Genomic DNA, 14566 nt, shown 5'->3' with positions numbered 1-14566 from the left:
CCGCGTGCGTGCACCCACCGATGATCGAATACACCGTGGTCGCGACCGACCAGCGCTACGGGGAGTTCAGCGTCGAGCGGGAGATACTGGGGGACGTCGCGGAGATACGACGCCTCGACGAGGACGGGGTCTCGCTCGCGGACGCCGACGCCCTCATCAACCACGTCGACGTCGTCTCCGCCGCCGACGTCGACCGACTGGAGCGCTGTCGGGTCATCGCCCGCTACGGAATCGGCGTCGACAACATCGACGTCGAGGCGGCGACGGAGCGCGGCATCTACGTGGCGAACGTTCCCGACTACTGCACGGAGGAGGTGCCGACCCACGCGATCGCCCTGATCCTCGCGCTCGACCGCCAGCTCAAGCAGTACGGTACCGGGATGGCCGCCGGCGAGTGGAAGACCGACCGCGCCGCGGAGATACGTCGCTTCTCCGAGGAGACGGTGAGCGTCGTCGGCTTCGGGAGGCTCGGTCGCGGCGTCGGCGACCGGGCGGCGGCGCTCGGCGCGACGGTGCTCGCGGCCGACCCGTACCTCGGACCCGACGACGTCGCCGACCACGACGCCGAACTCGTCTCGTTCGAGGAGGCCGTCGAGCGCGCCGACTACCTCTCGGTCCACTCGCCGCTGACGCCGGAGACCGAGGGGATGATAGACGCCGACGTCTTCGCCCGCATGAAGGGGACGGCGTCCCTGATAAACGTCGCGCGCGGCCCCGTCGTCGACGAGGCGGCGCTGATCGAGGCGCTCTCCGCCGGCGAGATCGCCGGCGCGGGGCTCGACGTGTTCGAGACGGAACCGCCGGCGGTCGACAACCCCCTCCGGGACCACCCGCGGGTCGTCGCCACGCCCCACCAGGCGTGGTACTCCGAGGAGTCGGAGCGCGAGTGCCGCGAGGGCGTCGCGCGGGCGATCCGGCAGGCGCTCGAGGGCGAGCGCCCCGAGACGGCGGTGAACGACCCGTGACGCTCGTCGACTGCGAGACGTTCGCGGTCCCGCCGCGGTGGCTGCTCGTCCGCCTCGAGACCGACGAGGGCACCGTCGGGTGGGGCGAGCACGTGACCGGCGGCGGCGGGCCGGCTCCCGTCGCGTCGGCCGTCGACGTGCTCTTCGAGCAGCGACTGCGCGGGGCCGACGCCGCCCGGATCGAGGACCACTGGCAGACGATGTACCGCGGGGGGTTCTACCGCGGCGGCCCCGTCCTCATGAGCGCCATATCCGGCATCGACCAGGCGCTCTGGGACCTGAAGGGCAAACGCGCCGGTCTGCCCGTCCACGAGTTGCTCGGCGGGCGCGCGCGCGACCGCGTCAGAGTGTACCAGTGGATCGGCGGCGACCGGCCCTCGGACGTGGGCGAGGCGGCGAGCGAGAAGGTCGAGGAGGGCTTTACCGCGCTGAAGATGAACGCGACCGGGGAGTTCCGCCGCGTCGAATCGCCCGCCGCGGTCGCCGCCGCCGTCGCGCGCCTCCGGGAGGTCCGGGAGGCGGTCGGGCCGGACGTCGACGTCGCGGTCGACTTCCACGGGCGGGTGGCGAAGCCGATGGCGAAGAAGCTGGCGGCGGCGCTCGACCCCTACGACCCGATGTTCGTCGAGGAACCCGTCCTGTCCGAACAGGTCGAGGCGTTCGCGGAGGTCGCGGCGCACACCGACTCGCCCGTCGCCACGGGCGAGCGGCTGTTCACCCGCTGGGACTTCAAGCCGCTCCTCGAGTCCGGCGCGGTCGACGTCGTGCAACCGGACCTCTCGCACGCGGGCGGCATCACGGAGGTGCGAAAGATCGCGGCGATGGCGGAGGCGTACGACGTCGCGCTCGCGCCGCACTGCCCGCTGGGGCCGGTCGCGCTGGCGGCCTGCCTGCAGGTCGACGCCGCCACGCCGAACGCGCTCATCCAGGAACAGAGCCTCGACATCCACTACAACCGCGAGGCCGACCTGCTCGACTACCTCGCGGACTCGTCGATATTCGAGTACGAGGACGGCTACGTCGACGTTCCGGACGCCCCCGGCCTCGGCGTCGAACTCGACGAGTCGGCGGTTCGGGAGGCGGCGGAGGACCCCGCGGCCGTCGACTGGGGGGACGCGCTCTCCGTCTACCGCGACGTCTGGCGGCACGAGGACGGCAGCGTCGCCGAGTGGTGAGCGACGCGGGAACCTTTTTGAGGCCGCCCGACGACGAGCGCACCGATGCGAATCACTGGCACGATTCCGCCGATGGTGACGCCGACGCTCGGTCGAGACGGCGGCGTCGACGTTCCGACGCTCCGATCGTTCACCGCCTCGCTCGTCGCGGACGGCGTCCACGCGCTGTTTCCGAACGGGTCGACCGGCGAGTTCTCCAGCCTCACGCGGGCGGAGCGACGAACCGTCGTCGAGACGGTGGTCGAGTCGGCCGACGGGACGCCCGTCATCGCCGGCTGCGGGGGGACGAGCGTCGGATACGTGCTCGCCGCCGTCGACGACGCCGCGGGTGCGGGTGCCGACGCGGCGGTCGTCGTGACGCCCTACTACCTCTCGACGACGCAGGCGGGACTGCTCGAGTTCTACGAGACCGTGGCGGACCGCTCGCCGCTCCCGGTGGTGCTCTACACCATCCCCCAGTTGACCGGCGTCACCCTCGACGTCGAGACGGTGGCGACGCTGGCGGACCACGACAACGTCGTCGGCATCAAGGACTCCTCCGGACGGGCGAGCTACCACTTCCGACTCGTCGATGGCACGCCGGACGACTTCGCCGTCGTCCAGGGCATCACGGCGCTCGGGGCCGCATCGCTCGATGCGGGGGCCGACGGTATCGTCGCGGGGGCGGCAAACGTCTTCCCGGCGGCGATGGCCGAACTGTACGACGCCCACGTCGACGGCGACCGGGAGCGCGTCGCACGGCTGTGCAACGACGTGGCGATACCGATCAGCACCGCCCACGACGGCCTCCCGACGACGGCGGCGCTCAAGTTCCTCGTCCGGTGGAGCGGCGTCGAGGTGGGGCCGCCGCTGCTGCCGCTACCGGAGCTGTCGCCCGAGGAGGAACGGCGACTCGCCGACGCCTACGACGCCGTCGCCGCCCGTTCCGAGTCGACCTGATCCGAGTCGACCCGATGAACGGTCGACCGCTCCGCAGGTTTATGTGAGTCGGGGAGGCATACCGACCGAGTCATGCGAGACGACGAAGGAGACTACCGGATACCGCCGGGCGGCGGCGTCCCCTGGCGAGACCTGAGCGTCGAGGAGGCCCGCCGACCGCCGGAGCGCGACCTCGAGATCACCGACGTGAAGACGATGGCGGTCGCGGGGAACTTCACCTGGGGGCTCGTCAAGGTCGAGACGAACACCGAGCACTACGGCCTCGGCGAGACGTTCCGCGCCGAGGCGGCCCTCGACATGGCCGAGCGCCTCGTCGTCGACCTGAAGGGCGAGAACCCCCTCGACGTCGATCGCCTGCTCGAACTGATGAACCAGCGGTACACAGGGTGCGGTCGCGTGGGGCAGTCGGCCTTCACCGGCGTCGAGACGGCGCTGTGGGACATCAAGGGAAAGGTGCTGGACGTTCCCGTCTACGAACTCCTCGGCGGGAAGTACCGCGACGAGATAACGATCTACTGCGACACCCACGGCGGGGAGTCGCTCGGACAGGCCGCCTCCCGCGACCCGACGGACGTCTACACGCCGGAGTCGTACGCGCGGGCGGCCCGCGAGGTGGTCGACGAGGGGTTCGAGGCGCTGAAGTTCGACCTCGACGTGTTGACGAGCCGGGACGTGGACACGGCGGCGCGCCGACTCGACAACGAGTCGATCGAGCACAAGGTGTCGCTGGTGGAGGCGGTCCGCGACGAGATCGGCTACGACGTCGACCTCGGGATGGACCTCCACTGGAACTTCACGGTGGAGACGGCCCGGCGCATCGGGAAGAGACTCGAACCGTACGACCTCGCGTGGCTCGAGGACCCCGTCCCGCCCGAACAGGTGGAGGCGCACGCCCGGCTCGCCGAGGAGTTGCACCTCCCGATCCTGACCGGCGAGAACGTCGTGACGGCCGCCCGGTTCGACGACTACGCGCGGGCCGGGGCGATGGACATCGCCGCGCCCGACGTCAACAAGTGCGGCGGCCTCTGGGAACTCAGGAAGATCGCGACCGTCTGTGACCTCCGCGGGATCCCGCTGGCGCCGCACAACATCTCCAGCCCGGTCGGTACGATCGCGGGCGTGCACGTCTGCGCCGCGATCCCGAACTTCCTCGCGCTGGAGTGGCACGCCCGGGACGTACCGTGGTGGGGTGACCTGGTGCGTCGAACCGACGCCCCCGACGAACCGATCCTCGAAGACGGGTACGTCGAACTGCCCGAGGGACCGGGCCTCGGCGTCGAACTCGATCCCGACGTCGCGGCGGAACACCTCGTCGAGGGGTCGGAACTGTTCGTTTGAGGCTGTCGATGCAGTACCGCTTCGATCCCAGTACCGACGTGATTGAATTCTGACGCTGGTCCGATGGCTCTAACGAGGCCGACATCCTCGGGTTCTAAACAAGAACCATATATGAAATCAATCTGGTACTCACCCAAACTGTTATTACAGACTCGTCACAAGGCGGAAGCGGTATGTCAAAGCGTGACATCAGGGCAACCGATACCTCCGAAGACACGTCTCGACGTGACTTCCTGAAAGCGACCGCTGCCACGGGTGCGACCGGGGCGCTCGGAGCGCTCGCCGGCTGTGCCGGCGGCGGCGGTGGCGGTGGCGGCGGCAACGGCGGCGGTGGTGGCTCCGCGGACGTCACCATCAGTTACCTCTCGGCGGAGGCCGCCGAGAACTCCCTCACCAAACCGCACTTCCAGGAGTCGGTCAACCGATTCGGCGAACAGGCGGGAGTGAAGGTCAACCTGCAGACGACCTCCTACTCCGACGTCCGGCAGAAGATCGCGTCGACCGTCTCGGCGGGCAATCCGCCGACGCTGGCGGAGTCCGGCGGCGCGGGCATCGACTTCTGGCAGGACGGCAAGGTACCCGACCACGGCCAGTGGGTCGAGGGGAGCGACTACCCCGACCGCTGGAGCGTCGCGTCGAAGGCGACGGCCGATTTCCGCGGTAACTGGTGGAGCGGCGGCCCGCTCCGCCACAGCGTAAGTCACACGGGCATCCGGCCGAAGATGTTCAGCCAGGCCGGCGTCTCCAGCCCCGACGAACTCCAGACGTGGAGCGGGTTCCTCGACGCGCTCAACAAGGTACAGAAGGAGTTCCCCAACGCCAACGCGTTCGAGCAGACGGGTGCCGCAGCCGACCTCGAGGCCTACTGGGGCGAGGCCCGCACCGCTCACACCGAGGGGAAGGACCCGTGGATCCGGGGCGACCCGAAGGACCCCGACGTCATCATCAACGCCGACAGCGAGGACGGCAAGCGGACCGACGGGATGATGAAGAACACCGTCATGCTGGCGAGCAAGTTCTCCAGCGACAGCACCGCCCAGCGCAGCGACGAGGAGATCCCGTCGCTGATGCTGACCGACCGCGTCGGGTCGTTCAACTACATGACCCAGAACTTCACCCGCTGGACGACGGTCAAGGAGGACGTCAAATTCGGCTGGAACGGCGGCGACGGCGACGTGATGGCGATCCCGCACCCGAAGCTCGACGCCGACTACGGTGCCAAGATGGGCATCAGCGAACTCGAAGGGCTGGAGGGCGAACACGGCGGTCACGTGTGGGCGCTCGAGCAGGCCCACTCCATCTACGACGTCGGCGACCAGAAGAAGATGGACGCCGCGTGGGACCTCAACACCTTCCTCCACCAGGACGACCAGCACGTCCTCACGCTCTACGGCGAACTGTACCCCGCCATCCCGGCGGACACGCCGATGCAGGACAAACTGCTCGAGGAGTACCCAGATCTGCCCCAGAACTTCAAGATGGTCCTCCAGGACCTCAAGAAATACGGCACCCAGTACAACAACACGGGTGGCCCGTGGGACGTCAACGGCACCGACCAGATCCGCTGGACCGACATGAACGAGACGATCAGCAAGGCCATCGCGGGTCAGGTCGGCGTCGACCAGCTACCCCAGCAGGTCAGACAGAAGGTCGACAAGACGCTGAAGGAGCGGAACAGCTAACGGTTCGATAGCGCTCGAACGACCTCTCGAAGACACAAAAATGCCCACCGTTCAGATACTACTCGTATGACCCACAACGTTTTATGTACTGTGTTCGTGAAACGCCGTACGATGCTTGGAGGTGACTGGTAACGTGGCACAGGAACAACGGTCCGCAGAGGCCATCAGACAGCGATACGGGCTCGAAGAGGAGACGCTCGTAGACAGGATCAAGGAGAACTACGCCGGGTACCTGTTCATCCTCCCGACGTTCGTCATGTTCATCCTCCTGTTCTACATCCCCATCATCCAGGGGATCTACCTCACGTTCACGAACGCGACGCTCGGCGGGGCCAGCGCCCAGTTCGTCGGACTCGACAACTACGCGTGGCTGATCTCGAACGACCTGTTCGTGTTCGCGCTGGGGTGGACCATGGTGTTCGTCTTCAGCGTGACGACGCTACAGTTGGTGGTCGGCCTCCTGGTGGCGCTGCTGTTGAACGAGATCCGATCCGGTCTGAAGGGGACGTTCGCCGCCATCCTGATGTCGCCGTACTTCTCGGCCCCGCTGGCCGGCGGTGTCATCTGGTTCTGGTTCCTCGACAGCAACTTCGGGCTCATCGTCAAGGTTGCTTCCGACTTCGGGACGACCGTCCCGTCGTTCCTGGCGGAGGGGTTCTGGCCCTACGTCTCGCTCATCGTCGCCCAGGTGTGGCACGACTTCGCGTACGCGGCCATCATCTACGGGGCCGCGCTGGCGTCCGTCCCGAGCGAGCAGTACGAGGCCGCGGCCCTCGACGGTGCCGGACGGATCCGGCGGTTCCGCGACGTGACGCTCCCGCACCTGATGATCCCCACGGTGGTCATCCTTGCGCTCCGGACGGCGTGGAACGTCGCCGAGTTCGCACAACCGTTCGAACTGACCGCCGGAGGCCCGGGAACCCGGACGATGCTCCTGTCCATCCTGACGTACCGTACCGCGTTCGTGAACCTCTCGTTCGCGCGCGCGTTCACCATCGGCGTCGTGATGATTATCCTGGCGATGGCCGCCGGTATCATCTACGTCAACGCGATCAGACAGGAGGAGGAACTCTACGTATAACCCATGTTGAACGAAAACAGACGCTCGAAAGCGTTGCTGTGGGGTGGTATCGCCGTCTTCACGCTGTGGGCACTGCTCCCGTACCTGTGGGTCCTCAGGACGTCCGTGTTGACGAACTTCGCGGCCGTCGATCCGAACGCCCCGTACCTCCCGCTAGGGGAGGTATTCACCATCGAGCCGTTCCTCCGCATCTGGGGCCGCGCCGACTTCCCGATGTTCTTCCGCAACAGCATCATCGTCTCGCTGTCGGCGATGGTCATCTCGGTGCTGTTCTCCATCCCGGGCGCGTACGCGTTCGCCCGGCTCGACTTCCCGGGGCGACAGGTGCTGTTCTACACCGCCGTGTTCACCATCATGTTCCCCTGGATCGTCATCACCATCCCGGTGTACGAGATCTTCTACAATCTCGGTCTCGTGAACACGCTCGTCGGCGTCATCATCGCCATCGCGATCTTCACGCTGCCGCAGAACATCTGGCTGCTCCAGGGGTTCTTCCGACAGGGCATCCCGCCCAACATCGAGGAGGCGGCGCTGCTCGACGGGAACACGGAGATCACCGCGTTCCTCCGCATCGTGCTCCCGCTGAGCGCGCCCGCCATCGGCGCCGCCGCGCTGTTCTCGTTCCTCTCCGGGTGGAACAACTTCCTGTGGGTGTTCATCCTCACGAGCGACGAGGACGTCCGGACGGCGACGGTCGCCATCCACTACATCCTCGGGAGCGACGTGCTCCGGGAGTGGAACCTCCTGATGGCCGCGGTGGTGATCCTGGTGGCACCGCCGGTCATCTTCTACGGCCTCTCCCAGCGCTACGTCGGCGAAGGACTCGGCGGCAGCGGCGGATAGTTCCCATGACCAGACCCACCTTCGAGGACGACGTTCGCCCCGGCGCGCGCTCCACCGGCCGTCGACGGTCGGTCCGAGAGCGCCGCGTCCGAGCGGGGATCGTTCGACTCGTACCGTTAAATAGGCGTGAGCCGACAGTAACCCAACAATACGACACACCATGGCACAATTAGAACTCGACAACCTGACCAAAGTGTTCGATGGCGGTTCCGGCCCCATCGTGGCGGTCGAAGAGCTAGATCTCGAGATCCCCGACGGCGAGTTCATCGTCGTCGTCGGACCGTCCGGGTGCGGGAAGTCGACCACGCTGCGGATGGTCGCCGGCCTCGAGACGGTCACCGACGGCGAGATCCGCCTCGGCGGCGAGGTCATCAACGACCGCGCGCCGAAGGACCGGGACATCGCGATGGTCTTCCAGAGCTACGCGCTCTACCCGCACAAGACCGTCGCGGAGAACATGGCCTACGGGCTCCGCCTCTCGACCGACCTCACGGACGAGGAGATAGACAAGCGCGTCAGGGAGGCGGCGACGATGATGGGCATCGACGACCTCCTGGACAAGAAGCCGGGGTCGCTCTCGGGCGGCCAGCAGCAGCGCGTGGCGACCGGCCGCGCCATCGTCCGCGAGCCGGCGGTGTTCCTGTTCGACGAGCCGCTGTCGAACCTCGACGCGAAGCTCCGCCAGCACATGCGGACGGAACTCGCCCGGCTCCACACCGAACTCGGCATCACGACGCTGTACGTGACCCACGACCAGGAGGAGGCGATGACGATGGCCGACCGGATCGTCGTGCTCAACGACGGCCGACTCCAGCAGGTCGGGCCGCCGAAGGACGTCTACTACCGGCCGAACAACGTCTTCGTCGCCGACTTCATCGGTTCACCGAGCATGAACTTCTTCGACGTCGAGCTAGCGACGAACGCCGACGGCACCGGCGAACTCCGAAACGAGGCGTTCACCTACGAGGTGTCCGAACACATCGTCGGCAACCTCGACGACCGCGAGAGCGACGAGTTGGTGCTCGGCATCCGTCCCGAGGCCATCACGAAGGCCGACGAGACGACGCCCGAGGGGAAGATCGTCCGCGGCCGCGTCGACGTCGTCGAGGTCGTCGGGTCGGACAACTTCATCTACCTCGACCTCGATGGACAGGAGTGCCGGGTACGCACGCCGTCGTCCATCGAGCCCGAACTCGGCACCACCTTCGCGTTCACGTTCGCCGAGGACGACATCCACCTCTTCGACGCCCGCACCGAACAGGCGCTCACGCACGGTACGGAGAAACCCGGGGTCGAGCAGGAGGCCGAGGAGGCCACCATCGAGGGGTAGCGGGTCGAACGCGCCCGACCTCGTCTTCGTTCGTCGTCGACTACAAGGGGGGCGTCCCGGCGACGATCCCTCCGGCGTGTCGCTCACTCGTGACCGGAGACGCGGACCGGTTCGTACGGCTCTTCGAGGTAGTCCATATCGCGTCTCGACAGCGAGATATCGAGCGCCTCGACGGCGTCTTCGAGGTGTTCGACGCTCGTCGTTCCGACGATGGGTGCCGTCACCCAGTCCTTGTGGAGCAACCACGCGAGGGCGATCTGCGCCATCTTCACGCCCTTCTCGTCCGCGAGCGCTTCGACGCGTTCGTTCACCTCCCTCCCGCCGCCCTCCCGGTAGGGGTGTTCGTACATTCGCCGCTCCGATCCCCCGCGGGTCGTGGCGTCGATGGCCTCGGCCGGGCGCGTGAGGTATCCCCGGGCGAGCGGCGACCACGGAATGACGCCGACGTCCTCCTTCGCGCACAGCGGGAGCATCTCGCGTTCCTCCTCCCGGTACGCGAGGTTGTAGTGGTTCTGCATCGTCAGGAATCGGTCGAGACCCAGTCGGTCGCTCGTGGCGAGCGCCTCCGCGAACTGGTGGGCCCACATCGAACTCGCTCCCAGGTAGCGGACCTTCCCGCGTCGGACCGCGTCGTCGAGCGCCCGCAGGGTCTGCTCGATGGGCGTGTCGTCGTCCCAGCGGTGCGTCTGATAGAGATCGACAGTCTCCATCCCGAGGCGATCGAGCGAGGCGTCCAGTTCCTGCTCGATGGCCTTCCGCGACAGCCCCTTCGCGTTCGGGTCGTCCTCCCGCATCGGGTTGAACACCTTCGTCGCGACGACCGACTCCTCGCGTCGCCCCTCGAGTGCCTTCCCGAGGACGCGCTCTGACTCGCCCAGCGAGTACATGTTCGCCGTATCGAAGAAGTTGATACCGAGGTCGACCGCCCGGTCGATGATCTCGACGCTCTCGTCCTCGTCGAGCACCCACTCGCGCCAGTCGCTGGTTCCGAAGCTCATACAGCCGAGACAGATCCTCGATACTTCGAGTCCCGTGGTACCGAGCGTCGCGTACTCCATGGAGGACGCCTCGGCCGACGCGCTCAAAAAGGTATGCGTCGGAGCCAGCGACGACTACTCGTAGACGCGCCCGCCGAGCGCGTTCTCCTCGACGTAATCCCAGTCGTAGGTGACGCCGAGACCGGGACCGTCGGGCACTTCGACCGTCCCGTCGCCGTCGATCGCGTCGAGCATGTCGGCGTACCCGTCGAGGTACACCGGAGGTTGCGTGTTCGGGACGTCCGGGTGGACGAGGGCCATCTCGTAGTAGTTGGTGTTGCGGATGGCGGCGATACACTGGCGCTGGGCGGGCCCCGGCGCGTGAAACTCACAGTCCAGCCCGAACCCCTCCGCGATCCGGGCGCGCTTGATCGCGCCGGTGATGCCGCCGTCGTACTCGGGGTCCGCCCGCACGAAGTCGGTCGCCTCCGTCGCGACGAAGTCGGTGAACGGCTCCAGCCCTCGGACGTGTTCGGTCTGGAGGATGGGGGTGTCGAGGTGCTGTCTGAGTTTGCGGTGGGCGTGCTGGGAGATGCCGCCGTCGCGGTAGGGGTCCTCGTACCAGAGGAACCCCGCCTCGTCGCAGGCCTTCCCCACCCGCAACGCGTCGGCGAACGTCTCCAGTTCGCACGCGGGGTCGAGCATCAGGTCCATCTCGTCGCCGACGCGCTCGCCGACCGCGCGGACGGCCTCGACGAGTTCGTCGGCGTCGCGCCACTCGCCGCCCCAGACGTGCATCTTGTACGCGGGATACCCCATGTCGCGACACGTCTCGGCGAAGTCGGCGAACGCCGCCGGCGAGTCCAGCCCGCCGTTGCGGTCGCCCTGGTACGTCGAGGCGTAGGTCGGAATGCGCCGGCGGTAGGTGCCGAGCAGCTCGTGGATCGGCGCGTCGTAGTACTTCCCCGCGAAGTCCCACAGCGCGATGTCGAGCGGGCCGATCCCCATCCGGTCGTACTTGCGGAGGGCGCGTTTCATCTCCGACCAGTGTTTCTCGCGGTGGAGCGGGTTCTTCCCGACGAGGTAGTCCGCGACCAGGTTCACCTGCGCGAACGCGGGGGAGTTACCGCCGACGTACTCGCCGGTCACCCCCGCGTCGGTGTGCACCCGCAGCCCGAACAGCTTGCGCTCCAGCGTGTTCCCCGGTTCGTACACGAGGCTGAACCCGTTCGGCGAGTAGCCGAGGTCCTCGACGGGGTAGCTGAACTCCGTCGACTCGATTCGCGTGATGGTCGGCACCATTCTGCACGCCAGACGGAGGGCGAGGGTAAATAGGTCGCGGTCGCCCGACCGGACGGCGTCGACTCGCCCCGTCGCCGTCCGAACGGGTTCGCCCGGAGACGACGGCCAGTTCGCCCCGGCGATCACTCCCGGTCCAGCCAGAAGTCGAACGACCGCCCCGGCGCGAAGACGTCGACGCCGACGGCCCGCTCGTCGCCGGTGTTCTCGACGCGGTGGCGCTCCCACGGTTCGAGCCACACCGAGTCGTAGGGACCGAGCGTCACCTCGTCGTCCTCGGTGTGGATGGTGAGTTCGCCCGCGAGCACCATGCAGACCTGTTCGTTCTCGTGGTCGTGCATGGGAGAGGAGTGTCCCGGCGGCTTCTCGAACCACTCGAACGAGAACGCCTCGGAGCCGGCCATCTCGACGCGTCGCCAGCCCTCCTCGGGTTCGTAGGTCTCCGCCCGGTCGAAGTGCACTGATTCCATGACACCTCCGCCCACGTCGCACGGCGGTATGAATCTTGGCGTGCGGGCGATTTCTCTACAGGTTGCCCCGGCTCTGCCCGCCGTCGACGAGGACGGCCTCGCCGTTGATGTAGCCCGACCTGGGCGACGAGAGGAAGGCCACGGTGTCGCCCAGTTCCATCGGGTCGCCGATGCGCCCGAGCGGGTTGGCCTGCCCGCGCTCCCGCAGACCGGCCTCGTAGCTCTCGTACTCGCCGCGTTCGACGCCCTGCTCGACCAGTTCCCGGATGCGGGCCGTCTCGTGTGCCCCCGGCAGGACGGCGTTCGCGCGCACCTCGGGCGCGAGTTCCGTAGAGAGCGTCTTCTCCAGGCCGATGACGCCCATGCGGACCGAGTTCGACAGCACGAGCGAGTCGATGGCCTCCTTGACGCTCCGGGAGGTGATGGTGACGACGGTGCCGCCCTCGCCCGCACGGAGGTGCGGAGCCGCCTCGCGGACGAGTCGGACGACGCTCATCACGAGCAGGTCGTAGGCGTCGTACCAGTCCTCGTCGTCCGTCTCGAGGAACGGACCGCTCGGCGGGCCGCCCGCGGACGTGACGAGGTGATCGAGACCGCCGAACTCCTCGACCGTCCGCTCGACGAGGGTCGTGACGTCCGCCCCGCTGGTCAGGTCGCCGGCGACGCCGACGACGTCGCCCGTCGCCTCCGCCTCCACCTCCGCGACGGCGTCGGCGAGTCGATCCTCGTCGCGGCCGTTGAGGACGACGTTCGCCCCCTCCCGCGCGAGCGCGATGGCGGACGCCTTTCCGAGACCGCTGCTCGACGCCGACACGAGCGCCGCGTCACCTTCGATTTCGAGATCCATGTCGTTCGGTTCGTCGTCCGACGGGGCTAAAAGCGTTCGCTCGAGGCGACGCGAGTTCGCCCGGGCGACACGAGTTCGGAGGAACGTGACGCCGTCCCGCGCGGACGCGTCGGCCGCCACCCGTGACGGCGACGTCGAGCCCCCGGACCCGTTCGACCGTCCGAGGCCGTCGGTGCGGTACGACCGTCGCGCGGGATCGCTCAGTCGAACTGCGCACTGCCGCCGGGGAAGGACAGCGGCGCGGGGCCGACCACCTCGACGTGGTCCGGTTCCTCGGCCGCGAGCGCGGCCGACACCCGGAACGACGAGAGGTGTGACGTGTCGCGGATCCAGGCGATGCGGACCGTCTCGGGGTCGTACGGGCCGATCGTCGACACCGCCGCCAGCAGCGCGAGGCGGTCGTTCGGGAGCACGACCGGCAGTCGCGCCTTCGAGAGCGACCCGCTCGTGAGCGCGTTCGTGTAGACCTGGTGGAGGTCCAGTTCCTCGACGGCGGCGGCCGTCGTGACGTCCGCGAGGCCGATGCCGTTGCCGTTGCCGTGCGTCGCCTCGGTCAGCCCGCGGACGACGATGCGCTTCACGTCGGGCGACTCGGGTTCGTCGGCGTTGAGCACCCGGTAGCGACCGATGACGTTCGTGTCCATCCCGGCACCCGAGACGTCCTTGCCGATCTCGTCGACGACGAGCACGTCGAGTTCGTCGTACGGGAGCGTCGGCATGTACTCGTAGGCGCGTTCGAGCAGTCCCGTCTCCCGGTCCGGCAGCGCCGAGACGGGGACCCCCTCGACGAGCGCCGTCTCGTCGAAGAAGTTCTCGACGATGGCGACGCCGCCGACGACGGGCGAGTGCTCGGTGACGACGTCCAGCGCCGCCTCGATGGCCGCCTCGTAGCCCTCGACGAGCGCCGTCTCGTGGAACTCCTTCGCGCCGACCTGTTTGCCGAGACCGACGGTCAGCATCTTGCAGAGACCGCTCTCGAATCGGCCGTCGAAGTTCGTGTGGGCCTTCACGCGGTTGATCACGAGCACCGCGTCCGCGTCCAGGGCGGCCGTCGAGTGGTGGACCTCCCCGCCGACCGCCGAGGTTCCGAGGTGCTCGGTGTCCATCCGCGGGTCGATCGGACAGCCGAGCGACTCCTCGGTGAGGCCGATGCCCGCGAGCGTCCGCCGCTGGCCCTCGGCGGTCGCACCGCCGTGGCTCCCCATCGCCGGGACGACGATCGGTTCGAGGGCGCGCGCCCGCAGTTCCGCGACGACCGCCCGCGCGACGGGGACGACGTCCGTGATGCCGCGACTGCCGAGGCCGACGGCGACCGTCGCCCCCGCGTCGAGGCCCTCGAGCGGCAGGGCGTCGAGTTCGCGCCGGGCGGCCGCACCGACGTCGTCGAGCGTCGGCGCGGGCGGATCGTACCGCACCTCGTGGAACGACGGGAACGCCACGTCCGGAAGTGCCGCCTCGGCCGTGTCCGCGTCCGGAAATTCCATGTGGGGCGTCGCGCGCCGGAGGGCAAAACTGTTCGGTCGCGGCGACGCTGTTCGGTCGCGGCGACGACGGGGTTATTAAGAGGGCCGGGCGACAACCGACGGCCGAATGCCGATTCGAATCACCACCGTCGAGGGA

At 68.0% G+C, this 14566-nt stretch carries 13 protein-coding genes; 8 read left to right on the top strand and 5 right to left on the bottom strand.

The features are described 5' to 3' along the window. Nucleotides 1-20 precede the first annotated feature (20 nt). From NKI68_RS18785 to NKI68_RS18750, 8 genes are all read left to right on the top strand, one after another. A complete protein-coding gene (locus NKI68_RS18785) occupies nucleotides 21-965 on the top strand; it encodes a C-terminal binding protein (RefSeq protein WP_254546830.1) in 945 nt (314 codons plus the stop codon). Continuing rightward, the gene (gene dgoD / locus NKI68_RS18780) at nucleotides 962-2140 is read left to right on the top strand and encodes a galactonate dehydratase (RefSeq protein ID WP_254546829.1); all 1179 of its coding nucleotides are present in this window, start codon (nucleotides 962-964) and stop codon (nucleotides 2138-2140) included. Before NKI68_RS18785 ends, dgoD begins: the two co-directional genes overlap by 4 nt. Before the next feature lie 45 nt (nucleotides 2141-2185). Beyond that, entirely contained in the window at nucleotides 2186-3079 is an 894-nt protein-coding gene (locus NKI68_RS18775; RefSeq protein ID WP_254546828.1) for a dihydrodipicolinate synthase family protein, read from the top strand. 72 nt (nucleotides 3080-3151) lie between these two features. Further along, nucleotides 3152-4417: a mandelate racemase/muconate lactonizing enzyme family protein gene (locus NKI68_RS18770; protein WP_254546827.1), complete on the top strand. Its 1266-nt coding sequence runs from the start codon at nucleotides 3152-3154 to the stop codon at nucleotides 4415-4417. A gap of 173 nt (nucleotides 4418-4590) precedes the next feature. Further along, nucleotides 4591-6099 (top strand): ABC transporter substrate-binding protein, encoded by a 1509-nt coding sequence (locus tag NKI68_RS18765; RefSeq protein WP_254546826.1) that lies wholly within the window; start codon nucleotides 4591-4593, stop codon nucleotides 6097-6099. Between the two features lie 133 nt (nucleotides 6100-6232). After that, on the top strand, nucleotides 6233-7180 hold the full coding sequence (locus NKI68_RS18760; protein ID WP_254546825.1) for a carbohydrate ABC transporter permease: 948 nt from the start codon (nucleotides 6233-6235) through the stop codon (nucleotides 7178-7180). A 3-nt stretch (nucleotides 7181-7183) separates the two neighbouring features. Then, nucleotides 7184-8023, top strand: a complete 840-nt coding sequence (locus tag NKI68_RS18755) for a carbohydrate ABC transporter permease (RefSeq protein ID WP_254546824.1) — start codon at nucleotides 7184-7186, stop codon at nucleotides 8021-8023. 160 nt (nucleotides 8024-8183) lie between these two features. Next, entirely contained in the window at nucleotides 8184-9353 is a 1170-nt protein-coding gene (locus NKI68_RS18750) for an ABC transporter ATP-binding protein (RefSeq protein ID WP_254546823.1), read from the top strand. Between the two features lie 83 nt (nucleotides 9354-9436). Here NKI68_RS18750 and NKI68_RS18745 read toward each other — a convergent pair whose 3' ends face one another. The 5 genes from NKI68_RS18745 to NKI68_RS18725 all read right to left on the bottom strand — a co-directional run bounded on the left by NKI68_RS18745 (nucleotide 9437) and on the right by NKI68_RS18725 (nucleotide 14430). Then, nucleotides 9437-10411 carry an aldo/keto reductase gene (locus NKI68_RS18745; RefSeq protein WP_254546822.1) on the bottom strand — a complete coding sequence of 325 codons (975 nt, stop codon included), beginning with the start codon at nucleotides 10409-10411 and terminating at the stop codon, nucleotides 9437-9439. A 54-nt stretch (nucleotides 10412-10465) separates the two neighbouring features. After that, nucleotides 10466-11632: an enolase C-terminal domain-like protein gene (locus NKI68_RS18740; protein WP_254546821.1), complete on the bottom strand. Its 1167-nt coding sequence runs from the start codon at nucleotides 11630-11632 to the stop codon at nucleotides 10466-10468. Nucleotides 11633-11754: 122 nt separating this feature from the next. Beyond that, on the bottom strand, nucleotides 11755-12099 hold the full coding sequence (locus NKI68_RS18735; RefSeq protein WP_254546820.1) for a cupin domain-containing protein: 345 nt from the start codon (nucleotides 12097-12099) through the stop codon (nucleotides 11755-11757). 55 nt (nucleotides 12100-12154) lie between these two features. Continuing rightward, a complete protein-coding gene (locus NKI68_RS18730) occupies nucleotides 12155-12946 on the bottom strand; it encodes an SDR family oxidoreductase (RefSeq protein WP_254546819.1) in 792 nt (263 codons plus the stop codon). 200 nt (nucleotides 12947-13146) lie between these two features. Continuing rightward, nucleotides 13147-14430, bottom strand: a complete 1284-nt coding sequence (locus NKI68_RS18725; RefSeq protein ID WP_254546818.1) for a nickel pincer cofactor-dependent isomerase, group 22 — start codon at nucleotides 14428-14430, stop codon at nucleotides 13147-13149. Nucleotides 14431-14566 lie beyond the last annotated feature (136 nt).

Source organism: Halomarina pelagica (assembly GCF_024228315.1).
GTDB lineage: Archaea > Halobacteriota > Halobacteria > Halobacteriales > Haloarculaceae > Halomarina > Halomarina pelagica.
Note: the sequence above shows the minus strand (reverse complement) of the source record. Positions and strands in the feature narration are given on the sequence as shown.